This is a genomic window from uncultured Demequina sp. (genome assembly GCF_913055775.1).
GTDB lineage: Bacteria > Actinomycetota > Actinomycetes > Actinomycetales > Demequinaceae > Demequina.
Map to the genome: position 1 here is coordinate 1 of NZ_CAJXJX010000030.1, position 24,004 is coordinate 24,004.

At 70.9% G+C, this 24,004-nt stretch carries 25 protein-coding genes; 20 read left to right on the plus strand and 5 right to left on the minus strand.

Features of this window, described 5'->3' with window-relative positions; translation table 11 throughout:
• From infB to QZ483_RS04650, 19 genes are all read left to right on the plus strand, one after another.
• Positions 1–1,402, plus strand: a 1,402-nt coding sequence (infB, locus tag QZ483_RS04560; RefSeq protein WP_297081803.1) for a translation initiation factor IF-2, incomplete at its 5' end; no start/stop codon positions are given.
• 2 nt (positions 1,403–1,404) lie between these two features.
• A complete protein-coding gene (gene rbfA, locus QZ483_RS04565; protein ID WP_297081804.1) occupies positions 1,405–1,845 on the plus strand; it encodes a 30S ribosome-binding factor RbfA in 441 nt (146 codons plus the stop codon).
• On the plus strand, positions 1,829–2,779 hold the full coding sequence (gene truB / locus QZ483_RS04570; protein WP_297081805.1) for a tRNA pseudouridine(55) synthase TruB: 951 nt from the start codon (positions 1,829–1,831) through the stop codon (positions 2,777–2,779). Before rbfA ends, truB begins: the two co-directional genes overlap by 17 nt.
• Before the next feature lie 8 nt (positions 2,780–2,787).
• Positions 2,788–3,762 carry a bifunctional riboflavin kinase/FAD synthetase gene (locus QZ483_RS04575; protein WP_297081806.1) on the plus strand — a complete coding sequence of 325 codons (975 nt, stop codon included), beginning with the start codon at positions 2,788–2,790 and terminating at the stop codon, positions 3,760–3,762.
• An 84-nt stretch (positions 3,763–3,846) separates the two neighbouring features.
• Positions 3,847–4,575 carry an amino acid ABC transporter ATP-binding protein gene (locus QZ483_RS04580; protein ID WP_297081827.1) on the plus strand — a complete coding sequence of 243 codons (729 nt, stop codon included), beginning with the start codon at positions 3,847–3,849 and terminating at the stop codon, positions 4,573–4,575.
• Between the two features lie 49 nt (positions 4,576–4,624).
• On the plus strand, positions 4,625–5,494 hold the full coding sequence (locus QZ483_RS04585) for a glutamate ABC transporter substrate-binding protein (protein ID WP_297081807.1): 870 nt from the start codon (positions 4,625–4,627) through the stop codon (positions 5,492–5,494).
• 69 nt (positions 5,495–5,563) lie between these two features.
• Positions 5,564–6,217, plus strand: a complete 654-nt coding sequence (locus QZ483_RS04590; protein ID WP_297081808.1) for an amino acid ABC transporter permease — start codon at positions 5,564–5,566, stop codon at positions 6,215–6,217.
• A complete protein-coding gene (locus tag QZ483_RS04595; RefSeq protein WP_297081809.1) occupies positions 6,214–7,140 on the plus strand; it encodes an amino acid ABC transporter permease in 927 nt (308 codons plus the stop codon). Before QZ483_RS04590 ends, QZ483_RS04595 begins: the two co-directional genes overlap by 4 nt.
• Before the next feature lie 76 nt (positions 7,141–7,216).
• The gene (locus tag QZ483_RS04600) at positions 7,217–8,056 is read left to right on the plus strand and encodes a glutamate ABC transporter substrate-binding protein (protein ID WP_297081810.1); all 840 of its coding nucleotides are present in this window, start codon (positions 7,217–7,219) and stop codon (positions 8,054–8,056) included.
• A 169-nt stretch (positions 8,057–8,225) separates the two neighbouring features.
• Positions 8,226–8,495, plus strand: a complete 270-nt coding sequence (rpsO, locus tag QZ483_RS04605) for a 30S ribosomal protein S15 (RefSeq protein WP_297081811.1) — start codon at positions 8,226–8,228, stop codon at positions 8,493–8,495.
• 329 nt (positions 8,496–8,824) lie between these two features.
• Complete coding sequence (locus QZ483_RS04610) at positions 8,825–11,032, plus strand: polyribonucleotide nucleotidyltransferase (protein ID WP_297081812.1); 2,208 nt, start codon at positions 8,825–8,827, stop codon at positions 11,030–11,032.
• A gap of 416 nt (positions 11,033–11,448) precedes the next feature.
• On the plus strand, positions 11,449–12,768 hold the full coding sequence (locus tag QZ483_RS04615) for a pitrilysin family protein (protein ID WP_297081813.1): 1,320 nt from the start codon (positions 11,449–11,451) through the stop codon (positions 12,766–12,768).
• A 140-nt stretch (positions 12,769–12,908) separates the two neighbouring features.
• A complete protein-coding gene (locus QZ483_RS04620; RefSeq protein ID WP_297081814.1) occupies positions 12,909–14,162 on the plus strand; it encodes an efflux RND transporter periplasmic adaptor subunit in 1,254 nt (417 codons plus the stop codon).
• A 54-nt stretch (positions 14,163–14,216) separates the two neighbouring features.
• Entirely contained in the window at positions 14,217–14,957 is a 741-nt protein-coding gene (locus tag QZ483_RS04625) for an ABC transporter ATP-binding protein (protein ID WP_297081815.1), read from the plus strand.
• Positions 14,954–16,186, plus strand: a complete 1,233-nt coding sequence (locus tag QZ483_RS04630; RefSeq protein WP_297081816.1) for an ABC transporter permease — start codon at positions 14,954–14,956, stop codon at positions 16,184–16,186. Before QZ483_RS04625 ends, QZ483_RS04630 begins: the two co-directional genes overlap by 4 nt.
• A gap of 50 nt (positions 16,187–16,236) precedes the next feature.
• Complete coding sequence (locus QZ483_RS04635) at positions 16,237–17,220, plus strand: hypothetical protein (RefSeq protein ID WP_297081817.1); 984 nt, start codon at positions 16,237–16,239, stop codon at positions 17,218–17,220.
• Complete coding sequence (locus tag QZ483_RS04640; protein ID WP_297081818.1) at positions 17,220–19,199, plus strand: efflux RND transporter periplasmic adaptor subunit; 1,980 nt, start codon at positions 17,220–17,222, stop codon at positions 19,197–19,199. The genes QZ483_RS04635 and QZ483_RS04640 overlap by 1 nt, the downstream gene beginning before the upstream one ends.
• A 41-nt stretch (positions 19,200–19,240) precedes the next feature.
• Positions 19,241–19,984, plus strand: coding sequence for a 4-hydroxy-tetrahydrodipicolinate reductase (gene dapB / locus QZ483_RS04645; protein WP_297081819.1), 744 nt, complete (start codon positions 19,241–19,243; stop codon positions 19,982–19,984).
• A 6-nt stretch (positions 19,985–19,990) separates the two neighbouring features.
• Positions 19,991–20,461 (plus strand): hypothetical protein, encoded by a 471-nt coding sequence (locus tag QZ483_RS04650; RefSeq protein ID WP_297081820.1) that lies wholly within the window; start codon positions 19,991–19,993, stop codon positions 20,459–20,461.
• Between the two features lie 57 nt (positions 20,462–20,518).
• On the opposite strand, the gene QZ483_RS04655 is transcribed toward QZ483_RS04650, so the two are convergent.
• Positions 20,519–21,013, minus strand: a complete 495-nt coding sequence (locus tag QZ483_RS04655) for a GNAT family N-acetyltransferase (protein ID WP_297081821.1) — start codon at positions 21,011–21,013, stop codon at positions 20,519–20,521.
• 54 nt (positions 21,014–21,067) lie between these two features.
• Here QZ483_RS04655 and QZ483_RS04660 point away from each other — a divergent pair, with 54 nt between their 5' ends.
• Positions 21,068–21,835, plus strand: a complete 768-nt coding sequence (locus QZ483_RS04660; RefSeq protein ID WP_297081822.1) for a ZIP family metal transporter — start codon at positions 21,068–21,070, stop codon at positions 21,833–21,835.
• A gap of 4 nt (positions 21,836–21,839) precedes the next feature.
• Here QZ483_RS04660 and QZ483_RS04665 read toward each other — a convergent pair whose 3' ends face one another.
• From QZ483_RS04665 to QZ483_RS04680, 4 genes are all read right to left on the minus strand, one after another.
• Positions 21,840–22,163 carry an AzlD domain-containing protein gene (locus tag QZ483_RS04665; RefSeq protein ID WP_297081823.1) on the minus strand — a complete coding sequence of 108 codons (324 nt, stop codon included), beginning with the start codon at positions 22,161–22,163 and terminating at the stop codon, positions 21,840–21,842.
• A complete protein-coding gene (locus tag QZ483_RS04670; RefSeq protein WP_297081824.1) occupies positions 22,160–22,846 on the minus strand; it encodes an AzlC family ABC transporter permease in 687 nt (228 codons plus the stop codon). Before QZ483_RS04670 ends, QZ483_RS04665 begins: the two co-directional genes overlap by 4 nt.
• A 60-nt stretch (positions 22,847–22,906) precedes the next feature.
• The gene (locus QZ483_RS04675; RefSeq protein WP_297081825.1) at positions 22,907–23,512 is read right to left on the minus strand and encodes a GNAT family N-acetyltransferase; all 606 of its coding nucleotides are present in this window, start codon (positions 23,510–23,512) and stop codon (positions 22,907–22,909) included.
• Positions 23,500–24,004, minus strand: a 505-nt coding sequence (locus QZ483_RS04680) for a GNAT family N-acetyltransferase (RefSeq protein WP_297081826.1), incomplete at its 5' end; no start/stop codon positions are given. The genes QZ483_RS04675 and QZ483_RS04680, both read right to left, overlap by 13 nt.

Genomic DNA, 24,004 nt, shown 5'->3' on the forward strand with positions numbered 1-24,004 from the left:
CGGCGCGTACCAGGTGCATCACGAGCACGACGGCCAGACGCGCGCCATCACGTTCATCGATACCCCGGGTCACGAGGCGTTCACCGCCATGCGCGCCCGTGGTGCGCAGGTCACCGACATCGCGATCCTCGTGGTCGCGGCGGACGACGGCGTGATGCCGCAGACCATCGAGGCGCTCAACCACGCCCAGGCGGCCAACGTGCCGATCGTGGTCGCGGTCAACAAGGTGGACAAGGAGGGGGCCAACCCCGACAAGATCCGCCAGCAGCTCACCGAGTACAACCTGGTCGACGAGGAGTGGGGCGGCGACACGATGTTCGTCAACGTCTCCGCGCTCAAGAACCAGGGCATCGAGGACCTCCTCGAGGCCGTGCTGCTGACCGCAGACGCGGGCCTGGACCTGCGCGCGAACCCGGACAAGGACGCGCGCGGTGTGGCCGTCGAGGCGCACCTCGACAAGGGCCGCGGCGCCGTCGCGACCGTCCTGGTCAACTCGGGAACCCTGCGCGTGGGCGACTCGATCGTCGCCGGCACGGCCCACGGCCGTGTGCGCGCGATGTTCGACGAGCACGACCAGCCGGTCGACGAGGCCACGCCCGCTCGCCCGGTCCTGGTCATCGGCCTCACGTCCGTGCCTGGCGCGGGCGACACCTTCCTGGTGGCCGAGGACGACCGCACCGCACGCCAGATCGCGGAGAAGCGCGAGGCAGCCGAGCGAGCCGCTCAGCTCGCCAAGCGTCGCAAGCGCATCAGCCTCGAGGACTTCACGAAGGCCATCGAGGAGGGCAAGGTCGACACCCTCAACCTCATCATCAAGGGTGACGTCTCCGGTGCCGTCGAGGCGCTCGAGGACGCGCTGCTCCAGATCGATGTGGGCGACGAGGTCGACCTGCGGATCATCCACCGCGGTGTGGGTGCCGTGACGCAGAACGACGTGAACCTGGCGACGGTCGACAACGCGATCATCCTGGGCTTCAACGTCCGTCCTGCGGAGCGCGTCCAGGACCTCGCCGACCGCGAGGGCGTGGACATGCGCTTCTACTCGGTCATCTACCGGGCCATCGAGGACGTCGAGGCGTCGCTCAAGGGCATGCTCAAGCCGGAGTTCGAGGAGAAGCAGGTCGGTGGCGCGGAGATCCAGGAGATCTTCCGCTCGTCCAAGTTCGGCAACATCGCGGGCTGCATCGTGCGCACCGGCACGATCACCCGCAACGCCAAGGCGAAGGTGGTCCGCGAGGGCGTCGTCATCGGCGAGCCGACGATCGACACCCTGCGTCGCTTCAAGGACGACGTCACCGAGGTCAAGGACGGCTACGAGTGCGGCATCGGCCTGGGCAAGTTCAACGACATCCAGGTCGGTGACATCATCGAGACGTTCGAGATGGTGGAGATTCCGAGGTAGTCATGGCGGACAGCGCACGCGCCCTGCGGCTCGCGGGCACCATCAAGAAGCTGGTGGCCCGCGCGCTGGAGACGGAGATCAAGGACCCTCGTCTGGGGTTCGTCACGGTGACCGACGTCCGCGTCACCGGCGACCTGCAGCAGGCGTCCGTGTTCTACACCGTGTACGGCGGGGAGGAGGAGCGCGCGGCCACGGCCGCCGCCCTCACCTCGGCCAAGGGGCGCCTGCGCTCGCTCGTGGGGCGTGAGCTGGGCATCCGGCTCACGCCCACCCTCGAGTTCCACCTCGACGCGGTCCCGGAGACCGCGGCGAGCCTGGACAAGGCGCTGCACGAGGCTCAGCAGCGCGACGAGGAGCTGCGCCGTCTGCGCGAGAACGCCACGTACGCCGGCGACGAGGACCCGTACCGCCACAAGGACGAGTCCGATGGCGAGGACGCCTAAGCCCGAGCCCGTCCCCGGGCTCGTGGTCGTCGACAAGCCCGCCGGCTGGACGTCGCACGACGTCGTGGGCCGCATGCGGCGGCTCGCGCACACCCGCAAGGTGGGCCACGCGGGCACGCTCGACCCCATGGCCACCGGCGTGCTCGTGATCGGCATCGGGCGTGCCACGCGGCTGCTCACCTACATCGTCGGGCACGACAAGCAGTACACCGCGACCATTCGGCTCGGGGAGTCGACGGTCACGGACGACGCCGAGGGCGAGGTCACGGCCACCGTGGACGCCTCGTCGGTCACGGATGAGGCGATCGCCGATGCGGTGGCCGAGCTCACCGGTGACATCCAGCAGGTGCCAAGTTCCGTCAGCGCGATCAAGGTCGACGGCGTGCGCTCGTACAAGCGGGCGCGCGACGGCGAGGCCGTCGAGCTCGCCGCGCGTCCGGTCACGGTGAGCGAGTTCGCCGTGCTGGACGTGCGCAGGGCCGATGCGCGGGTCGACCTGGATGTTCGCGTCACCGTGTCCTCGGGCACCTACGTGCGCGCGCTCGCGCGCGACCTCGGCGCCGCTCTCGCCGTCGACGGAGCGAGCGTCGGCGGCCACCTGACGGCGCTGCGGCGTACCCGGGTGGGCGGTCTGACCCTCGACGACGCCGTGACTCTCGACGAGCTCGGGGCGCTCGTCGACGCCGGCGGAGAGGTGCCGCGCGTCCCCCTGGGCGAGGCCGCATCGGCCGTCCTGCCGTCGTTCCAGCTCACCGACCGCGAGGCCACCGCGCTCGGGTACGGCCAGGCGATCGAGCCGGCCACCGCATCGGGCCTCCCCGAGGGGCCCGTCGCGGCGCTCGCGGAGGACGGAGACCTGGTCGCCGTGGTGCAGCGAGGCAAGGGCGGCCTGCGCCCGGCCGTCGTGTTCCGTCCCGCGAACGCTGGGGCATGATGGGCGGCATGCAGATCTGGCGTTCTCTCGCCGACGTGCCGGCGGACCTCGGACCCACCGCGGTGACGCTCGGCAACTTCGACGGCGTGCACCGCGGGCACCAGGCGGTCCTCACGCGCATGGTCGACGATGCCCGCGCGGCAGGGCTCGCGCCCGTAGCGATGACGTTCGAGCCTCACCCCAAAGCCGTCCACGACCCCGAGCACCCTCCGGAGCTGATCACCGGCCTCCACGACAAGCTCGACCGTCTCGCGGCCACGGGCCTCGCCGGCACGATCGTCGTCGACTACACCCTGGAGTTCGCGCAGCAGACGCCGCAGGAGTTCGTGCGGCGCTGGCTCGTCGACGGGCTCGGGGCGCGCGAGGTCGTGATCGGTGCGGACACCAAGTTCGGGAGGGGCAACGCCGGGGATGTCGCCACGATGCAGGCCCTCGGGACCGCGATGGGCTTCGAGACCACGGTCGTCGATGACGCGTGCGCCGTCTCGGAGTCGGGCCGGCGCTGGTCCTCGACGTGGGTGCGCGAGCTCCTCGAGGACGGTCGCATGCTCGACGCCGCCGACGTGCTGGGACGCCCGCATCGCGTGCGGGGCATCGTGGTCGACGGGGACAAGCTCGGGCGGCAGATCGGCTTTCCCACGGCCAACCTTGAGCCGACGGCCGGGATGATCCCGCGACACGGGGTCTTCGCGGGTCGCATGACCGTGCTCGACGCACGCGACAATGAGCGCGCCGCCGCACTGGTCGGGCAGCCGATGGACACCGCCATATCGATCGGCTTCAACTACACCGTGGGCGTCGAGGGTCTGCGCATCGAGGGGTTCGCGATCGACCGCGAGGGGATCGACCTGTACGGCGCGGAGGTCTCGCTGGACCTCGTCCAGTGGCGCAGGCCTATGCTCGACTTCGGATCGCTCGACGCGCTCATCGAGGCGCTGAACGCTGACGTGGCGTGGTGCCGCGACGTGTTACAACTCGATTAAAACGGACTACTCGCGCACGAATCCGGCTATTGTCGGGGAATGGACGCACTTTCCTCGCCGGACGTCGGTGCTGGTAACGGACCGCTGGTCGTGCTCGATCAGGTCAACAAGCACTTCGGTGACCTGCACGTCCTGAACGACATCAATCTGTCCGTCGCGCGCGGCGAGGTGGTCATCGTCATCGGCCCCTCCGGCTCGGGAAAGTCGACCCTGTGCCGCGCCATCAACCGGCTCGAGACCATCGACACCGGGACCATCTCGATCGACGGCGTCGCGCTGCCGGAGGAGGGCAAGCCGCTCGCGATGCTCCGCTCGGACGTGGGCATGGTGTTCCAGTCGTTCAACCTCTTCGCGCACAAGACCATCCTCGAGAACGTCACGCTCGGCCCCATCAAGGTGCGCAAGACGCCGAAGGCTCAGGCGCGCGACGAGGCCATGGCGCTGCTCGAGCGGGTCGGGGTGGCCAATCAGGCCGACAAGTACCCCGCAGCGCTCTCGGGAGGCCAGCAGCAGCGCGTCGCGATCGCTCGCTCGCTCGCGATGAAGCCCAAGGTGATGCTGTTCGACGAGCCCACCTCGGCGCTGGACCCCGAGATGATCAACGAGGTCCTCGACGTCATGACCACGCTGGCGCAGGAGGGCATGACGATGATCGTGGTCACCCACGAAATGGGGTTCGCGCGCAAGGCCGCGAATCGAGTGGTGTTCATGGCCGACGGCCGCATCCATGAGGAGGCGACGCCCGAGGAATTCTTCACGAACCCCCAGTCGGACAGGGCCAAGGACTTCCTGTCGAAGATCTTGACGCACTGAGTGCGGAGAGGGCCCTCACCACCCCTGAGGGCCAAGGAGAGGAGAGAACATGTTCACGAAGACCAAGGTGGCAGCGCTGGGCGCGGCCGCGGCGATCGCTCTCGCGGCGTGCTCGTCGGGAGACGACGGCGGAGGCGAGGACGTCTCGGCAGGAGACTTCCCCGAGGGCTCGACCATGGCGGCGCTCGCCGAGGCTGGATCGATCACCATCGGCACCAAGTTCGACCAGCCGCTGTTCGGCCTGCTCGCCCCGAGCGGAGACCCGGAGGGCTTCGACGTCGAGATCGGCAAGATCATCGCGTCCGAGCTCGGCATCGACGAGGGCAGCATCGAGTGGGTCGAGACCGTCTCCGCGAACCGCGAGCCCTTCATCCAGGACGGCACCGTCGACATCGTGGTCGCGACGTACACGATCAACGATGACCGCAAGGAGCTCATCAGCTTCGCCGGCCCGTACTACAACGCTGGTCAGGCGCTCATGACGCTGACGGAGACCACGGACATCGAGTCGCCCGACGACCTCGCCGGCAAGAACGTGTGCTCGGTGACCGGTTCGACGCCCGCTCAGAACATCATGGACAACTACCCGGATGCTGAGCTGTCGCTGTTCGACGCCTACACCGACTGCCTCGAGCCGCTGCGGAACGGACAGGTCGACGTGGTCACCACTGACAACGTCATCCTCGCCGGCTACGTCGCGGAGTCCGACGGCGAGTTCCAGGTGGTGGGCGAGCCCTTCACCGAGGAGCCCTACGGCATCGGCCTGACCCGCGAGGACGACGAGTTCCGCGAGTGGATCAACGACGTTCTCGAGGAGATCTTCGACGACGGCCGCTGGCTCGACGCGTGGAACGCGACCGCAGGCACGGTCCTCCCGGAGCCCGAGGCTCCCAGCGTCGACCGCTACGAGGTCGGCTGACCCATCGCATTGCGGCCCCTCCCACCGGAGGGGCCGCAATCGCGGTGACACCGTTCAGCAGGGGAGAGCATGGACACGTTCATCGAGGAGTTCGGCGCCGTGTGGGGTGGTTTCCTCGGCACGGTGTCGCTCACGGCCGTGTCGGGAGTGCTCGCCCTGATCCTGGGCACCGTGCTCGCGACGATGCGCGTCTCGCCGGTGGGCCCGCTGCGCACGTTCGGCACGCTGTACGTCGAGGTGGTCCGCAACACCCCGCTGACGCTGATGTTCTTCTTCTGGGTGTTCGTGGCGCCGTCGATCGGGCTGCTGTTCCCGTCGCTGGGGTTCTGGCCGGCGGTCACTGCCCTCACCCTGTACACGAGTTCTTTCGTGTGCGAGGCGCTGCGCTCAGGCGTGAACTCCGTGGGCATCGGCCAGGCCGAGGCGGCCCGCAGCATCGGCCTCACGTTCGGCCAGTCCCTCAGCCAGGTGGTGCTTCCCCAGGCCTGGCGCACCGCCATTCCGCCGCTGATCTCCGTGCTGATCGCGCTGACCAAGAACACCTCGGTCGCGGCGGGATTCGCCTACGTCGAGCTGGTCACCGTGCAGCGCACGCTCATGACGTCCAACCCCACTGACGGGCTGTGGATCTTCTTCGGCATCGCGCTGATGTACCTGATCATCACCATCCCGCTCGGCGTTCTCGCCGGGCAGGTCGAGCGGAAGGTGGCGTTCGCGCGATGAGTGCAGAAGCATCCGTCCTCTACGACGCGCCGGGACCCCGCGCGAAGCGCCTGGACGCCATCCTCAACGTGGTCTTCACCGCGGTCTTCATCGCCATCGCGGCGTGGATCATCTACGCCTGGTACGAGCGCGGGATCTTCGACGATCGCTGGGAGGTCCTGTGGGACCCGCCCAAGAACCAGACCGCGGGCGACGTGTGGATGTCGTTGGCGCGAGGCGTGGGGAACACGCTCAAGGCTGCGGCCATCGCCGCGCCCATCGCGCTCGCGATCGGCGCGACCGTCGCGATCGTTCGCCGCGGTGCCCGCAGGCGTCTCGTGACTGGCTCGTCGGCCGTCGTGACGGAGCTCGCGCGCGGCTTGCCGGTGCTGATGCTGATGTTCCTCGCGAAGCTCTTCTTCGGCTGGTCGCCGCTGTGGTCGGTGGTGTTCGGCCTGGTGGTCTACAACGCCGCCGTGGTCGCGGAGATCCTCCGCGCGGGGCTCGCGGCGCTGCCCAAGGGGCAACGCGAGGCCGGACTCAGCATCGGCCTGTCGATGATGCGCACCACGTTGCTGATCGAGCTGCCGCAGGCGGTCCGGATCATGCTGCCCGCGCTCATCAGCCAGATGGTGGTGCTGCTCAAGGACACCGCGCTGGGCTACATCGTGGCGTACGACGAGCTGCTCCGCGTCGTCAAGCTCAACCGCGACTTCTTTGGCGATCGGTACCTGATCCCGCTGTTCCTCGTGGGTGCGCTCACCTACATCCTCATCAACGTCGCGGTCTCGCGGCTCGCGGTGTGGCTCGAGGGCCGGATGCGCCGGTCGCCTGGCGCTGCGAAGAAGAACGACGGCGGCGATCCGATGCCTGAGGGCGGTGCCGAGGCGGCGCGCTACACGGCGAACACGGGCCGCGGCACGGGTGGAGTCCCCGGGCCCTGAGTCACGAGCCTTCCCGCGCGCCCCTGTCCGCGCTGGCCCGACTTCGCTACTGTCGTGCCCGAGGGAGAGGGGTCGCATGAGGTCGACGATCCGGAGCCGGGTGCTGGCTGCGCTGGGCATCGCGGTGCTGAGCGCTGTGCTCGCCGGGTGCTCGAGCGAAGAGTTCCCCGCCGGTTCCACCATGGCGCGCATCAGCGATGCCGAGACCATCACGGTGGGGGTGAAGTACGACCAGCCGCTCTTCGGCGAGATCGACGCTGCGGGCGTGCCCCAGGGGTTCGACACGGAGATCGCGCGGATCATCGCAACCGAGCTGGGCGTCACCGAGGACGGCATCGCCTGGGTCGAGGCGGTCTCCGGCGAGCGCGAGTCCATGCTCGCCGGTGGTGAGGTGGACATCATCGTCGCCACCTACACGATGTCGAGCGAGCGCAAGGAGACGGTGGCGTTCTCCGGTCCGTACTACGTCGCGGGCCAGTCGCTGCTGTCGCGGACCGACGACGCGAGCATCGCGTCCGTCGCCGACCTCGCGGGCAAGCAGGTCTGCTCGGTCGCGGGATCGACCGCCTCGAGGACGGTGCAGAGCCTCGCCCCCGAGGCCAACCTCGCGCTCTATCCCGACTACAGCTCGTGCGTGGACGCCCTGAGCGAGGGCATCGTCGACGTGGTCACCACGGATGACGTGATCCTCGCGGGCTATGCCGCAGAGTCCGACGGAGCCTTCCGCCTCGTGGGCGGCAACTTCACCTCCGAGCCCTACGGCGTGGGCATCGCTCACGGCGACGACGAGTTCCGCGAGTGGATCAACGACGTTCTCGACGCCGCGATCGAGGACGGGCGCTGGAAGGCCGCGTGGGACGACACCGCGGGATCGGTGCTTCCCGACCCCCAGCGGCCGCACCTCGACCGCTACTGACGTCGGCTCCGCGGGCCGGCGAGCGTCGCGCGAAGGCGTCCCGAGACAGCGTGGCGCTCCGGCCCGCGCGTCCTGTATGATTGACCGTCGCCGTGAAACGGCCGCGGATCCCAGTGCCCCGGAGAACATGCCCGGGTGCGCCGCGCAACGAGACAAGAAGGAGTGAGCCGTGCCTCTTGACGCAGCCACCAAGAAGTCCATCATGACCGAGTACGCCACGTCGGAGGGTGACACCGGTTCGCCCGAGGTTCAGGTCGCGCTCCTCACGCAGCGCATCACCGACCTCACCGAGCACCTCAAGGAGCACAAGCACGACCACCACTCGCGTCGTGGCCTCCTCCTGCTGGTCGGTCAGCGCCGCAACCTGCTGAACTACCTCCAGCGTGTCGACATCGAGCGTTACCGCTCGCTGATTGAGCGCCTGGGCCTGCGTCGCTAAGACGCGCCCGGTGCGCTCGGCCCGGCTGCTCCCTCGATCGAGGTGGAGCGGCCGGGCCTTTCGCTTTCCCCACCAGGACTCGCCGACAGCGGAACCCGACGCCCGCATCGGCCCTCACTGGTAGCATTGATGTGGCCCGCCTTTCATGGCGGCGCCCAACTTCATACACCTGGCAGGCCAGCTGGACGCTGATCCTCGGTGGAGATGGGCAGAATCCCCTCAAGTCTTGAGGCGCGCGATTCTGAGCATGTCGACTGACGATCAGTGAGGCATCTGACGCCCCTTGAGTTCGGCCTGGCCTGCTCCGAAAGAAACGGAGCGACTTCCACATGGAAGGACCCGAGATTCAGTTCGCCGAGGCGACCATCGACAATGGTTCGTTCGGCACCCGCACCGTCCGCTTCGAGACCGGCCGCCTGGCCAAGCAGGCCGCCGGTTCCGCCGCGGCCTACCTCGATGGCGAGACGATGCTGCTGTCCGCCACCACGGCCGGCAAGCACCCCCGCGAGGGCTTCGACTTCTTCCCCCTGACGGTGGACGTCGAGGAGCGTTCGTACGCCGCCGGCAAGATCCCCGGCTCGTTCTTCCGTCGCGAGGGCCGTCCCTCGACCGACGCGATCCTCACCTGCCGTCTGATCGACCGCCCGCTGCGCCCGTCCTTCGTGTCGGGCCTGCGCAACGAGGTCCAGGTCGTCATCGACGTCCTCGCGATCCACCCGGACGACGCCTACGACACGCTCGCGATCAACGCCGCGTCCATGTCGACGCAGCTGTCCGGCCTGCCGTTCTCCGGCCCCATCGGCGGCGTGCGCATCGCGCTCGTCGACGGCCAGTGGGTGTGCTTCCCCAAGTACTCCGACAAGGAGCGCGCGGTGTTCGACATGGTCGTCGCCGGCCGCATCGTCGGTGACGACGTCGCGATCATGATGGTCGAGGCCGAGGCCACGGACGACGCCTTCACGCTCGTCTCGGAGGGTGCCCAGGCGCCCACCGAGGAGGTCGTGGCCGAGGGCCTCGAGGCCGCCAAGCCCTTCATCCGCGCGCTGTGCGTCGCCCAGCAGGAGCTGGCCGACAAGGCAGCCAAGGAGACCGTCGAGTTCCCGCGCTTCCTCGACTACGAGGACGACGTCTTCGCCGCCGTCGAGCCGCACGTGGCCGGCGACCTCACCGAGGCGCTGCAGATCGCGGACAAGCAGACCCGCGAGAACCGTCTCGACGAGATCAAGGCGGGCGCTCTCGAGCACTTCGCCGGGCAGTTCGAGGGCCGCGAGAAGGAGGTGTCCGCTGCGATCCGCTCGGTGACCAAGCAGACCATCCGTCAGCGCATCCTCAAGGACGGCGTCCGCATCGACGGTCGTGGGCTGGCGGACATCCGCCCGCTCTCGGCAGAGGTCGGCCCCATCCCGCGCGTGCACGGCTCCGCGATCTTCGAGCGCGGCGAGACCCAGATCATGGGCATCACCACGCTCAACATGCTCAAGATGGAGCAGCAGATCGACTCCTTCAACCCGGAGACGAAGAAGCGCTACATGCACCACTACAACTTCCCGCCCTTCTCCACGGGCGAGACCGGTCGCGTGGGCTCCCCGAAGCGCCGCGAGATCGGCCACGGTGCGCTCGCCGAGCGTGCCCTGGTGCCGGTGCTGCCGTCGCGTGAGGACTTCCCGTACGCGATCCGCCAGGTGTCCGAGGCGCTGGGCTCGAACGGCTCGACCTCGATGGGCTCGGTGTGCGCCTCGACGCTCGCCATGCTCAACGCGGGCGTGCCGCTCAAGGCCCCCGTCGCCGGCATCGCGATGGGCCTCGTGTCCGACACCGTCGACGGCGAGACCCGCTACGCGGCGCTGACCGACATCCTGGGCGCGGAGGACGCGTTCGGCGACATGGACTTCAAGGTCGCCGGAACCTCCGAGTTCGTCACCGCTATCCAGCTCGACACCAAGCTCGACGGCATCCCCGCCTCGGTGCTCGCCGGTGCGCTGGGCCAGGCCAAGGACGCGCGTCTGCACATCCTGGGCGTCATGGAGCAGGCCATCTCCGAGCCCGACGAGATGAGCCCCACGGCTCCGCGCATCATCACCGTGCGCGTGCCCGTGGACAAGATCGGCGAGGTCATTGGCCCCAAGGGCAAGATGATCAACCAGATCCAGGACGACACCGGCGCCGACATCTCGATCGAGGACGACGGCACGGTATTTATTGGCGCCGACAACGGCGAGTCGGCCGAGGCCGCGCGGACCGCGATCAACGCGATCGCCAACCCGCACGTGCCCGAGGTGGGCGAGCGCTTCGTGGGCACCGTCGTCAAGACGGTCGCGTTCGGCGCGTTCATCTCGCTCTCGCCCGGCAAGGACGGTCTGCTCCACATCTCGCAGATCCGCAAGCTGGTGGGCGGCAAGCGCGTCGAGAACGTCGAGGACGTCCTGTCCGTCGGTCAGAAGATCCAGGTCGAGATCAACGAGGTCGACCCGCGCGGCAAGCTGTCGCTGGGCGTCGTCGAGGACAAGTCCGAGGAGTCTGCCGAGGCCGGCGAGTAATCGCCTGACCTGACGCTCACGAGGGCGGTCCTGGCGCTGGAGGATTCCGGCGCTGGGGCCGCCCTCGTGGCATGTCCGGGCAGGAGAGCCGTCTCCGGCCGGGCCGTTCTCACGCATCCACGGGCGGGGCTTGCGTGAGATCGGCCCGCGCGTGCGCGGTTCCACGTACGATCTCCGGATTCATACGTGGGACCGGTACGCGCTGGGGGCGCAGGGCCGATGCGGTGGCCGGGTCGCGTGCGGGTGCGGGGAGCCGCGCATCGGCCGTCGGAGTTCGGTGGTCAGGTTGGTGCATCGGTCGTGCGTCTCCCGCGCGGGTCGGAGGTGCGTGGCCGGATCCGTGGATGCACCGCCGCTCTCCGGCACGGCTGCCGGGTGGCGTACGAGCCCGGGCGCGCCGGGTTAGGCTCGCAGGCATGCCTCACGCTCTTCCGCTGGTTCCCGCGTCCGCGATCGGTGCGCACCTCACCGTCGAGCAGGACGCCGGCGCAGTCATCCAGCGCTCGGTACTGCCCGGCGGGGTGCGCGTGCTCACCGAGCACATCCCCGGGATGCGCTCCGCCACGTTCGGGGCCTGGGTGGGCGTGGGCAGCCGCGACGAGACGCCCGAGCACGCCGGCTCGACCCACTTCCTCGAGCACCTGCTGTTCAAGGGCACGCGGCGGCGCAGCGCGCTTGACATCGCCGAGGCCTTCGACCGCGTGGGCGGGGAGTCCAACGCGATGACCGGCAAGGAGTACACCTGCTACTACGCGCGCACCATCGACACCGATCTGCCTCTCGCGGTGGACGTGATCCTCGACATGGTGACCTCGGCGACCCTCGATCAGGCCGATTTCGACATGGAACGCGGCGTGATCCTCGAGGAGCTCGCGATGGCGGAGGACGACCCCGGCGACGTCGCGCACGAGCGCTTCACCGAGGCGGTGCTGAACGGACACCCGCTGGGCAGGCCCATCGGCGGCACCCCGGACATCATCCGCTCGGTGACCAGGGATGCGGTCTGGGAGCACTATCGCGAGCACTACGGCCCGGCGGGCCTGATCGTGACGGCGGCGGGCAACGTGCACCACGAGACGGTGTGCGCACTGGTGGCCGATGCGCTGGCCGCCGGCGGCTGGGACCTCACGGGGGAGAGGGCGCCGGTCGGGCGCCGCGACCCCTTGGCCGCGCTCGACGCGGCGGTGCTGCCCGAGGTGAGGATCGCCCGCGATCTGGAGCAGGCGCACGTGATGCTCGGCACGCGGGGGTACCGCGCCACCGACGAGCGGCGCTCGACGCTGGCCGTGATGAACGCGATCCTGGGCGGCGGGATGTCGTCGCGGCTGTTCCAGGAGATCCGCGAGAAGCGCGGCCTCACGTATGCGGTGTACTCGTTCGGCGCGCCGAGCGCGGAGACGGGGATCTGGGGCATGTACGCCGCGTGCAACCCGGCCAACGCCGCCGAGGTCGAGCGACTGCTCGGCGCCGAGCTCGAGCGCCTCGCGTCAGGGGTGACGGACGAGGAGCTCGACAAGGCGAAGGGCCAGATCGCCGGCACCACGGTGCTGAGGCTCGAGGACAGCTACTCGCGCATGTCGAGGCTGGGCAAGGCCGAGCTGGTGTTCGGCGAGCTGTGGTCCATCGGCGAATCGCTCGATCAGGTGCGTGCCGTGACCGCCGATGAGGTCGTCGGGCTGGCCGCCGAGCTCGCCTCTCGCGAGCGCGTCAGCGTCCGAGTCGGCCCGGCCGCGTAGCCGGCTCGCCCGAGCCCGGGACGTCGCTGCGACACCCGCCCGCGCATCGGCCGGGAGAAGTCCCAGCCGTTTCCCAGCGTTCTCCCAGAATCCGTCCATAGCCTCATCGCGACAGCAGTTCTCGATGGACAGGACGGACGATGCCCGACTCCACTTCTCGGCCCTCGCGCCTTCGCGCGTGGGGCACTCCTGCGATCGCCCTCGTCGCCGGGGCCAGCCTCGGCGTGGGCGGGATGATCCTCTGGGGCCCGAGCGCCGACCCCGCAGGCGAGGTCCTCGCCCAGGGCGCCCCGGGCGCCGGTGAGGGCGGTACGCAGACCCTGACCGTCGGCCTCGAGACGCTCGAGGAGTCCGTCTCGGTCTCCGGCACGCTCGCCGCGGTGTCCAGCTCCGCGCTCGCGTTCGAGGCCGCGGGGACCGTCACCGACGTCTACGTCGAGGCGGGCGACACCGTCGCCGAGGGCGACCCGATCGCCGAGATCGACACGCTGCAGCTCACGGCGGCGCTGCGCTCTGCGGAGTCCGAGCTCGCGCAGGCGGAGGCCACGCTGTCCAACCTCGAGGACGACGCCGACGGCTCGGACACCTCCGACGCGCAGATCGCGTCCGCCGAGGCTCGCGTCGAGGTGCTCGAGGAGTCAGTGGCGGACGCCGAGGAGGCCATGGACGACGCCGTGCTCGTCGCGGACATCGGCGGACTCGTCACTGCACAGCCGTACGCGGTGGGCGACGTCGTGTCCTCGGGCTCGGGCGGCTCCGCCGGCGCCGATGCGGGCGCGGGCGGCACCACGACCACGTCCAGCGGGGTCACCATCGTGGGCGAGGACGAATGGACGGTCGCGGTGAGCCTGAGCGAGGCCGAGGTCGCGCAGATCGCCGAAGGGGACCAGGTCACCTTCACCGCAGACGACTACGACGGCGAGTTCTTCGGCGTCGTCACCGAGATCGCGAACCTGCCCACGACCACCGGAGGCAGCGCGACCTACGCGGTCGACCTCCTCGTCACCGGCACCGTCGAGGGGCTGTACGAGGGCACCTCGGTCGAGGCCTCGATCGTGACGCTGCGCCGCACGGACGTGCTCGCGGTCCCGACCAACGCCATCACCACCGCGGATGAGGTGTCGACCGTCACGGTCGTCGACGATGCGGGCGCCACCGAGGAGCGCGAGGTCACGACAGGCGAGACTATCGGCAGCTACACCGAGATCATCGACGGGCTGACCGAGGGCGAGCAGCTCGAGGTCACGGTCGTGACCGCGGCGGAGGGCTCGGGAACCGGCGACTTCGAGGACTTCATGCAGGGTGGTGAGTTCCCCGGCGGCGAGTTCCCCGGCGGCGGGGGTGGCGGCTTCGGCGGCGAGATGCCCGGCGGCGGCCAGGCGCCCGGCAACTGACGCCCCGGCTCCGACCCTGACCAGCCTGCCGGCTCCTGAACGACAAGGACCCTCATGACCTCCACCCTCAGCACCGAGACGACCATGTCCGTGCCGACCATGCCCGAGCCCGTGATCTCCCTCACGGGCGCCCGGAAGACCTATCACACCGGCGACATCGAGTTCGAGGCCCTGCGCGGCATCGACTGCCGCATCTACCCGGGCGAGTACGTCGCGATCGTGGGCCCCTCCGGCTCCGGCAAGTCGACCCTGATGAACATCCTCGGGTGCCTCGACGTGCTCACCTCCGGCCAGTACGTGCTGGCGGGCGAGGACGTCTCGACCATGGATGAGGTGGCGCTCGCCTCCGCACGCAATCGCCGCATCGGCTTCGTGTTCCAGCAGTTCCACCTGCTCGCGAGCCTCACCGCGCTCGGCAACGTCGAGCTGCCGCTCGTGTACGCCGGCGTCGCGCCGGCGGAGAGGCGCGAGCGGGCGCTGCGCGCGCTCGACCGGGTGGGACTCGCCGACAAGGCGCGCAACCACCCGGGCCAGCTCTCGGGGGGCCAGCAGCAGCGCGTCGCGATCGCCCGCGCGCTCGTCACCGAGCCGGCGATCGTGCTCGCCGACGAGCCCACGGGCAACCTCGATTCTCACTCGACGGCTGACGTCCTGGGCATGATCGACGACCTCCACGCGGAGGGCGCGACCATCGTCCTCATCACCCACGAGTCCGACGTGGCTGCGCGTGCCGGCACCGTCTACAACGTGACCGACGGCCAGTTCGTCGGTGCGGGAACGGAGATCGCCAAGTGAGGCCCGCAGACCTGCTCGGCAGCTCGTGGAGTGCGATCCGCACCCACAAGATGCGCTCCGCGCTCACCATGCTCGGCATCGTCGTGGGCATCGCCTCCGTGGTGCTGACGGTGGGGCTGGGGCTCGGCACGCAGAAGGACGTCAGCGACCAGATCGCGTCGCTGGGCTCCGACCTGCTGATCGTGTCCCCGGGCTCGTCGACCGACGACTCGGGCATGCGCGGCGGCTTCGGCAGCGCGGAGACCCTGACCCTGGCTGATGCGGACGCGCTCGCATCGGAGATCGCCGTCCCCGACGCCGCAGCCGTGGCCGCAGAGAAGACCGCGAGCGTGTCGCTCGAGTACGGCGAGAGCAACTGGACCACGACCGCGACCGGCACCTCCGTGAGCTGGGTCGACGTGCGGTCTCGCGAGCTGATGTACGGCAGCTTCTTCACCGACGACGACGTGACCGCCGCGGCGGACGTCATCGTGCTGGGCGCGGAGACCGCCGAGGAGCTCTTCGGGTCGACCGCGGTCGTGGGTCAGGACGTCACCATCGACGGGACGCAATACGAGGTCATCGGCGTCCTGGCGGAGGCCGGATCCTCCGGCGACACGTCGCTCGACGACCTCGCGGTCGTGCCCATGACCACCATGGTCGAGAGCCTCGACAGCTCGGGCGCGAGCGAGGCCGTGCAGACCATCTACATCAAGGCGACGGACGCCGATGCGCTGAGTGCGGCCTCGCAGGAGGCGCAGGCGCTGCTGCTCAACCTGCACGGCATCGCCAGCGTCGACGACGCGGACTTCACGATCGACGTGCAGGACTCGCTCATCGACGCGGCGACCTCCGTGTACGAGAAGCTCACGGTGCTGCTCACCGGCATCGCGGCACTCGCGCTGCTCGTCGGCGGCATCGGCGTGATGAACATCATGCTGGTCTCCGTCACCGAGCGCACGCGTGAGATCGGCCTGCGCAAGGCGCTCGGCGCCGCCCCCGCGAACATCCGCAACCAGTTCCTGATCGAGGCGATGATCCTGGGCCTCAGCGGCGGCGCCGTGGGCGTGATCATCGGCGTCGGCCTCGCGCTCGCGCTGCCCAGCGTGCTCGGCTCCACGATCGTGATCTCGGGCCTCGCGCTCGTGGTGTCCGTGGTCGTGGCCGTCGGGATCGGCGCCGTGTTCGGCGTCTACCCGGCCGCCCGCGCCGCCCGCCTCGCTCCCATCGACGCGCTGCGCGACCAATGACCGCCGCGGACCCGGCTTCCCCGACCCTTCATCCTGAGAGGACCCCCACCATGAGCACCACGACCCCCACCCGCACGCGAGCCGCCGTGCGCCTTGCCGCAGCCCTGTGCGGCATCGGTCTGCTGGCCGGATGCGCCGCGGGCGAGGCCGCAGAGACCGAGGATGCCGCCGTGGACGACACCACGGCCGCCGCCGAGGACCCTGCCGGCGCGGAGGGCGCGCAGGCCCCCGAGGGCTTCGACGGCCCGTCCGGCATCACCGGCGAGATCGCCTACGTCGCCGACGGCGTGGCGCAGGTCCAGGACGGCGACTCGCAGACCGCCGTCCGCTTCACGGACGCCACGGCGATCACGCAGGAGGTCGAGATCGCCCTCGAGGACATCGAGGCGGGCACGTGCGTGGTGGTGACGCTCGGCGACGATGAGACCGCTACCGCCGTGTCGACGGCCGATGCGGACGAGGACGGCACGTGCTCGCTCGGCTTCGGCGGCGGCTTCGGCGGGCAGATGCCGGAGGGTGAGATGCCTGGCGGTGAGATGCCGGAAGGCGGCGAGTTGCCGGAAGGCGGCGAGCGCCCGGAGGGCGCCATGCCGGAGGGGGAGATGCCCGAGGGGGAGATGCCCCGGGGCGAGATGCCCGAGGGCGAGATGCCCGAGGGCGGCTTCGCGGAAAGCGGCTTCGGCCAGATCCTCGCCGGCGCCGTGACGGCGGTCGGCGCGGACGAGCTGACCGTCGAGGACGCTGACGGCGAGACGACCGTCGTCGCGCTCGCCGAGGACGCGACCATCACCGGCACGGTCGACGCGACCGCGGACGACGTCCAGGTGGGGCTGTGCCTCACCGCGGCAGGCGAGGAGGATGGCTCCGGCGGCTACGACGCGACCGAGATCTCGCTGTCGAGCGCTGGCGACGAGGGCTGCTACGCGGTCGGCGGCTTCGGCGGCATGGGACGTGGCGGCCAGGGCGGCTTCGGCGGCGAGGGAGGCCCTGGTGACGCCGGCGACCTGGACTCCATGACCGAGAGCGACGAGTGATGGCCGCGGCCACGACGCTCGCGCGTCGATGGGGGTGGCGGCTGGCCGTCGTGCCGGTCGCGATCGGCGGCATCGTCGCAGCGAGCGCGCTCACGGGAGCGTCATCCTCGTCGGCCGCGTACCGCACGGCGACGGTCGCGACCGGCGACGTCACGCAGACGCTGACCGCGACCGGCGCGATCGAGTCCGCCAGCCGGTTCGACGCCGGGTTCCAGGTGGGCGGCACCGTCGAGTCGGTGGAGGTCGAGGTGGGCGACGCCGTCGCCGCCGGGGACCTGCTCGCGACTCTGGACACGAGCGACCTCGAGGACGCCGTCGCGCAGGCGGAGGAGGCCCTCGCGGATGCCGAGGAGACGCTCGCCGACGATCTCGAGGCGCAGACATCGAGCAGCTCGTCGTCGAACGCGTCGACCGTGGCGTACTCGACGGAGGAGACGACCACGACGACGCTCGTGGTCGCCGCGGTGTACACGGGCGAGTCCTCTGCGTCGGCGGTCACCGCGGACGCATCGGACGCCACGGATGCCGTCGAGGAGGCCCGCGCGGCGCTCGTGGCGGCCCAGGAGGCGCTGCTCACGCAGTACGACGTCGCGCAGGCTCTGCTGGCCCAGGCCGACCAGGCGTCGACGGACGCCCAGACCATCTGTGCCGCGTTCACGGAGGCGGCGGCGGGCGCTGATGCCGCCGAGGACGCCGGCACCGGGGATGCGGAGGACGCGGGTGAGTCGGGGACCGGCGACACGTCCGCGACGGACCTCGCAGCGGCTCTCGAGGCATGCCAGGTGGCGACCGAGGCGGCTCTCGAGGCATCCGCGTCCTCGATTGCCGGCCAGGCCGTGCTCATGGACCTTGCGACCGCCGTCGATGAGGCGGTCGCCGCGTACCAGCAGGCACTCGCGGATGCCGCGGCAGCCGGCTCGGATGGGTCGGACGGCTCGGACGGCGACTCCACGACCCCCGACTCGGGAGGCACGGGATCCGGTGGCGACGGCTCCGGCGACCTGGGCTCGGCGGGACCAGAGTCCGACGGAGCGGACGGCGGCGCGGGAGGCCAGTCGTCCGGCGACCAGTCATTCGGCGACCAGTCGTCCTCCGACCAGCCCTCGGGCGGGAGCGCTCAGGGCCCGGACTCGTCGAGCGGTGGGTCCGGCGCGGCCACTGGCGGCGCCGGAGCGGGCGTCGAGGACAGCGTGCCCACGGCGGCGGACATCCTTGCCGACAAGGCGGAGATCACCGCGGCAGAGGCCGCGCTGGCAGTGGCCGAGCAGGAGCTCGAGCACGCGCAGCTGAGCGCACCGGTCGCGGGCGAGGTGGTCGCCGTGGGTCTCGCCGTCGACGACACGGTGAGCGCGGGCGACACCGAGGCCGTGATCACGATCGTCGCCGACAACTCGTACCTCGTCACCCTGGCGGTGAGCCTCACCGAGGTTCAGCTGCTCGCGGTGGGTCAGCCCGCCGCCCTCACGCTGACGTCGTCCGGCGACGTGGTGGAGGGCTCCGTGTCGAGCGTGAGCGCCGTCAACTCGGGCAACGCGTGGTCGCAGTCCTACGCCGTGACGGTCGCCGTGCCGGACCCCGGATTCGACATCCGGATCGGAGCCGCGACGCGGATGCAGATCACCGTCGCGGCATCGACCGGCGTCACGGTGGTGCCGACGTCCGCGGTGGCCGATGCGGCGGGCGACGCCACGGTCCAGGTCGTGGGCGAGGACGGCACCGCCGCTGCGGTGCAGGTCCAGACCGGAGCGATCGGCGCGACCTACACGGAGATCGTCTCGGGCCTGGAGCTCGGCGACGAGGTGGTGCTCGCTGACCTGAATCAGGAGATCACGTCCGACGAGGAGGAGTCCTCCGGCGGGCTGCTGTCCGGCCTGAACGAGGACGGCGAGTCCGAGGACGAGGGCTTCCAGGGCCCCGGTGGCGGCATGCAGCCCGGCGGCGGGGGCTTCGGCGGAGGCGCGGCCGGCCCGGGAGCCTAGAGCACGTCTGAGCGGCGCCCCAGCACCCGTAGAGTGGTCGCATGATCAACGTCGCAGTGCTGGGCGCCGCCGGGCGCATGGGGACCCAGGTGGTCGAGGCCGTCGGCGGCGCCGAGGACCTCGAGGTGGTCGCCGCGCTCGATGCTGGCGACGACATTGCGGCCGCGGCGCGAGCGGGTGCCGAGGTCGCGGTCGACTTCACGGTTCCGGACGTCACCGAGGCCAACGTCCACGCGCTCATCGACGCCGGCATCCACGCGGTGGTCGGCACGACGGGCTGGACCGCGGAGGCACTCGCCCGGGTCGACGAGCACTTGCGGGAGCGCCCCGAGCTGGGCGTCCTGATCGCCCCGAACTTCGCGATCGGCGCGGTGCTCGCGATGCGCTTCGCCGCAGCCGCGGCGCCGTACTTCGAGTCCGCCGAGGTGGTGGAGCTTCACCACCCCAACAAGGTCGACGCGCCCTCGGGCACCGCGCTGCACACCGCACGCGGCATCGCGGACGCGCGCGCCAAGGCAGGGCTGCCGCTCAGCCCCGACGCCACGACTCACGACCCCGACGGCGCTCGCGGCGCCACTGTCGACGGCGTGCACGTCCACGCGGTCCGGCTTCGTGGCCTGGTCGCGCACGAGGAGGTGCTGTTCGGCAACGCCGGCGAGGCCTTCACGATCCGCACCGACAGCTTCGACCGGGTCTCGTTCATGCCCGGAGTCCTGCTGGGCGTGCGCCAGGTCGCCGGCCGCCCCGGCCTCACCGTGGGCCTCGACCAGTACCTGTCGCTATAGATGGGCGTGTTCCGGAATCCGGCCTTCCTCGCGGCCGTCGCTCTCACGGTCATCGTGGCCGTGTACTTCGTGTTCGTCGCGGACTTCGCGTTCGCCTTCCTGCGGGCCGATGCGCTGGAGGCCAAGGGCCTGGGTGCGGCCCTCCTCGTGCTGCCGATGGTCGGGGTGTGGTGGCTCTACCACGAGTGGAAGCTGGGCATCACGGTGCAGCGCATGGCCGACCAGCTCGACCGCGAGGGTCGGCTCCCGATCCACGACGGCGAGCGCTCTGCGTCAGGCGCACTCTCCGAGGAATCGGCGGAGGCCATCTTCGAGACCGCGAGGCGCACGGCCGACGCGAGCCCCGACGACTGGTCGGCCTGGTTCCACGTGTCGCACGCGTACGAGGCCAACCGCGACCGGTCGATGGCGCGCAAGTCGATGCGCCACGCGGCGCAGTTGTATCGCGCGGAGCGCAAGGCGCAGCGCCTGCAGTAGCGCGCCGCCACGGTATCGACGCGGCAGTGAGCCCGGGCGGCGTTCAGCGGCTTCGGCTCAGGCGCCTAGCTCGGCGCGGAACATCCGCTCGGCGAGCTCCCCATCGGGGCCCTCCATGCCGCGGCGCACGCCGCCCTCGCCCAGCCCCGCACCCGTGAGGAAAGCCTCGCGCGCCTCGTCTCCCTCGAGCGCCCAGGCGCGCAGCGTCGTGCCGCCCGCGAGCCTCAGGGTGTCGACGCACGCCGCCAGCAGCCGCGAACCGTGGCCCGCGCGCCGGTGCTCGGGTGCGACCTCGAGCGCCACGATCTCCCCGGCCGAGGCCATCGCGGCGAAGCCCACCACATGAGGCCCGTCGGTCGCGACGAACACGCGATGCTCGCGCGACGGCGGCGCCTGAATCGCCGCCGCCCACGTGCCCAGGACCTCCTGTCGCGGAATCCCGGCCACCGCATCGGCCCCCAGGACGCCGCGCCACGCGGCGAGCTGGATGTCAGCGATCGCCTCCTCGTCCCCGGGGACGGCAGGGCGGGCGGAGACATCGGCGATGGGCATGCTGACCAGCCTACGTGCCGCCCGCGCACCCGCTGCACTGGCTAGCCTGGCGACATGACCGTGCTGACCGCGGCTGTCGCAGCGCTCGTGGGAATCGGCGCCCTGCTGCTCGGCGCGGCGATCGCCTGGCTCTGGGACGTGCCCCGGCGCACCGTGGCGGGCGTCATGGCCTTCGGTGCCGGCGTGCTGATCGCGACGCTGGCCCTCGAGCTCGTCACGGAGGCGAGCGAAGCCGGGGGAGTGGTGCCCGTGGTGGCCGGCTTCGCCGGTGGAGCACTGCTGTATGTGGGCGGTGACGCCCTGGTCTCGCGCCTCGCGGCGGCGAGGCGCCACCCCACCATCGAGCCGTCGGGCTCGCGCAACGCGACAGCGAAGCGCGGTGGCGACACCCCCGGCGGTGGAGCGCCCATCGCGGTGGGTGCGCTGCTCGACGGCGTGCCCGAGGCCATCGTGATCGGCCTCGCGGCGGCGTCCGGAGGCTTCCCCGTCGCGATCGTCGCCGCGATCGGCCTGAGCAACATTCCCGAGGGCCTCGCCGGGACCGCCCCCCTCAAGCGGTCGGGCCGGGGAGCGGGCTTCGTGTTCGGGCTGTGGGGAGCCATCACCGCGATCGCGGTGCTTGCGACCGTTGTCGCGGTGCTGTTCCTGCAGGACGCGCCGGGATCGACGATCGCGATCATCCAGTCGATCGCGGCGGGGGCGCTGCTGGCGATGGTGTGCAACGCCATGATCCCCGAGGCGTTCGAGGAGGAGCACTGGGCGACGGGGCTGCTCGCGACCGCGGGCTTCCTGGTCGCGTTTGTGCTCGGGGAGGCGGGGTAGGCGCTCAGCCCCAGCCGAGCAGTCGTAGCCCTGCGGCCACGAGCGCGGCCGCGGCGACCACCACGATGAATGGCGCTCGCCGCCACAGCAGCACTGCCGCGACCGCGACGGCGGCGGCGCGCGCATCGAGCACCAGGGACGAGCCGGACGTGAAGGCCTGCACGGAGAACAGAGCCGCGAGGAGCGCGACGCTGATGAAGCCCGCGATGCGGTGCACCCGGGGGTGCGCGAGCCACGACTCGGGAACGGTGTGCCCGGCGAGCTTGGCCCCGAACGCGAGAGCGGCGGAGGCGAGGATCGCGATCCAGGCGACGGCGTAGGCGCTCATGCGGGCACCTCCTCGGCGCGCCGGCCCCGCCACCCGGCGGCGACCGCGACCACGGCGGCCGCGAGGATGGGCAGCCCAGCGGGGAGCAGTGGCGTCAGCGCGAGGGCGAGCACGGCCGATGCGGCGGCGACGGCCTGCGCAGCCCGGCTCGCCAGGCGGGGCCACAGCAGGCCGAGGAATGCGGCAGCCGCGGCGGCGTCGAGACCCCACTGCGCCGGGTCGCCGATGCGCGAGCCCAGCAGCGCTCCCACGACGGTGAGCGCGTTCCACAGCACGAACACGCCGACGCCCGTCCACCAGAACCCGGCCCTGCGCGCGGCGAGGTCGTCCGCCGGCTGGGCGAGAGCGACCGCCGTCGATTCGTCGATCGTGACCTGGGAAGCCCAGAGCCTGTGTGCGCCGCGCATCGGCCTCAGGACCGGCGCGAGGCTCGCTCCGTAGAAGCCGTTGCGCAGGCCCAGCAGGGTGCTGGTGGTGACTGCCGCGGCGGGAGAGCCTCCGGCGGCGATCACGCCCACGAACGCGAACTGCGAGCCGCCGGTGAAGACCAGCAGACTGAGCGCCATGGTCTGCCACAGGTCGAGCCCCGCGGCGACCGCGAGGGCGCCGAAGCTGATCGCGTACGCGCCGGTCGCGATTGCCACGGACAGCGCCTGCTGGCGGACGGCGTCGAGGCGGGGCATGGAGTCATCCTGGCAGGCGTGCGTGGTGCCGCGGGCGGGTGGTGTGGCGCCTGCGCGCGACTATCCGGTCTGCGTGAGGCCGGGCCAGTCGCGGTCCGCGATCCACACGTGCATGAGCGGCGCGGGCCCGCCGTGGTCCCGGTACGAGGGCTGCGTGGACTCGAAGCGGTAACCGGCGCGGCGGGCGACAGCGTTCGACGCCTCGTTGGCCTCATCGGCCCACAACTCGACCTGCGGCAGCCCGAGCGTGCCGAGGGCGACATGGGTGAGCGCCACGACAGCTTCGGTCGCGTAGCCCTGCCCCGTGTGCGACGCGCCGAGCCAGTAGCCCACCTCGACGCGTTCGGGTGTCGCGCCGGGGACCAGTGCGGCGCTGCCCAGCAGCATCCCGCAGTTCGGCATCTCGATCACGTAGTGCGCCGCGGTGCCCGCGCGGAGCTGGTCTCCCAGGTCGGCGAGGTCGCGGCGCCGCTTCTCGAGAGGGTGCGGCTCCTCGGCGGCCCACGGCTCCCACGGCGTCAGGTGGTCGAGGCTCGACATGACCAGCGCGTCGAAGTTCTCGGCGTCCTCGGCGCGGAAGGCGCGCAGGATCAGGCGCCGCGTCTCGATGCGGCTGGGCACTCCCGTGACCGGCCCGGCTCCGGACCCGGGGCCTACGCCGGCCATGGCAGCTCCTCGTCGTGCTCGTCGAACACGCGCGGCCGCGGCACGGACGCCAGTGGCTCGTGCCGCAGCTGCTCGCGGGTCGCGAACCAGGTCACGGCCTCGAGCGTCTCGCCGTCGTCGAAGCATTCCTCGCCGGAGAAGCCCTGTCGCACGTACCCGAGGCGAGCGGGAACCGATGCGCTGCGCTCGTTGCTCGGAGCGTGCGAGATGTCGGCGATGTCCGCTTCGGCGAGTTCGAGCGCGACGCGGGTGAGCGCGGCGGAGGTCTCGGTGACGAGGCCGCGACCCTCGTGCCTCGCATCGATCCAGTAGCCCACGGCGAGGCGATCAGGGTCCCGGCGGGTGTGGAAGCCCGTGCCGCCGATGAACTCTGTTCGACCCTCCGCGTCGCCGCGCAGGAAGATGCCCATCGTGTAGTCCGTTCCGGCGTCCCACTTGGCGTTGACGTCCGCGATCCATGCGCGCCGCTGCTCCACGGACTGCGGCTCGAAC

What these genes read in the sequence shown, in the direction of transcription:
- truB (WP_297081805.1), top strand. Translation starts at nt 1,829, where the DNA reads ATGGCGAGGACGCCTAAGCCCGAGCCCGTCCCCGGGCTCGTGGTCGTC.
- QZ483_RS04610 (WP_297081812.1), top strand. Translation starts at nt 8,825, where the DNA reads ATGGAAGGACCCGAGATTCAGTTCGCCGAGGCGACCATCGACAATGGT.
- QZ483_RS04665 (WP_297081823.1), bottom strand. Translation starts at nt 22,163, where the DNA reads ATGAGCGCCTACGCCGTCGCCTGGATCGCGATCCTCGCCTCCGCCGCT.
- QZ483_RS04590 (WP_297081808.1), top strand. Translation starts at nt 5,564, where the DNA reads ATGGACACGTTCATCGAGGAGTTCGGCGCCGTGTGGGGTGGTTTCCTC.
- QZ483_RS04615 (WP_297081813.1), top strand. Translation starts at nt 11,449, where the DNA reads ATGCCTCACGCTCTTCCGCTGGTTCCCGCGTCCGCGATCGGTGCGCAC.
- rbfA (WP_297081804.1), top strand. Translation starts at nt 1,405, where the DNA reads ATGGCGGACAGCGCACGCGCCCTGCGGCTCGCGGGCACCATCAAGAAG.
- QZ483_RS04595 (WP_297081809.1), top strand. Translation starts at nt 6,214, where the DNA reads ATGAGTGCAGAAGCATCCGTCCTCTACGACGCGCCGGGACCCCGCGCG.
- QZ483_RS04620 (WP_297081814.1), top strand. Translation starts at nt 12,909, where the DNA reads ATGCCCGACTCCACTTCTCGGCCCTCGCGCCTTCGCGCGTGGGGCACT.
- dapB (WP_297081819.1), top strand. Translation starts at nt 19,241, where the DNA reads ATGATCAACGTCGCAGTGCTGGGCGCCGCCGGGCGCATGGGGACCCAG.
- QZ483_RS04670 (WP_297081824.1), bottom strand. Translation starts at nt 22,846, where the DNA reads ATGCCCCGCCTCGACGCCGTCCGCCAGCAGGCGCTGTCCGTGGCAATC.
- QZ483_RS04655 (WP_297081821.1), bottom strand. Translation starts at nt 21,013, where the DNA reads ATGCCCATCGCCGATGTCTCCGCCCGCCCTGCCGTCCCCGGGGACGAG.
- QZ483_RS04625 (WP_297081815.1), top strand. Translation starts at nt 14,217, where the DNA reads ATGACCTCCACCCTCAGCACCGAGACGACCATGTCCGTGCCGACCATG.
- QZ483_RS04660 (WP_297081822.1), top strand. Translation starts at nt 21,068, where the DNA reads ATGACCGTGCTGACCGCGGCTGTCGCAGCGCTCGTGGGAATCGGCGCC.
- QZ483_RS04575 (WP_297081806.1), top strand. Translation starts at nt 2,788, where the DNA reads ATGCAGATCTGGCGTTCTCTCGCCGACGTGCCGGCGGACCTCGGACCC.
- QZ483_RS04640 (WP_297081818.1), top strand. Translation starts at nt 17,220, where the DNA reads ATGGCCGCGGCCACGACGCTCGCGCGTCGATGGGGGTGGCGGCTGGCC.
- QZ483_RS04635 (WP_297081817.1), top strand. Translation starts at nt 16,237, where the DNA reads ATGAGCACCACGACCCCCACCCGCACGCGAGCCGCCGTGCGCCTTGCC.
- QZ483_RS04675 (WP_297081825.1), bottom strand. Translation starts at nt 23,512, where the DNA reads ATGGCCGGCGTAGGCCCCGGGTCCGGAGCCGGGCCGGTCACGGGAGTG.
- QZ483_RS04600 (WP_297081810.1), top strand. Translation starts at nt 7,217, where the DNA reads ATGAGGTCGACGATCCGGAGCCGGGTGCTGGCTGCGCTGGGCATCGCG.
- QZ483_RS04585 (WP_297081807.1), top strand. Translation starts at nt 4,625, where the DNA reads ATGTTCACGAAGACCAAGGTGGCAGCGCTGGGCGCGGCCGCGGCGATC.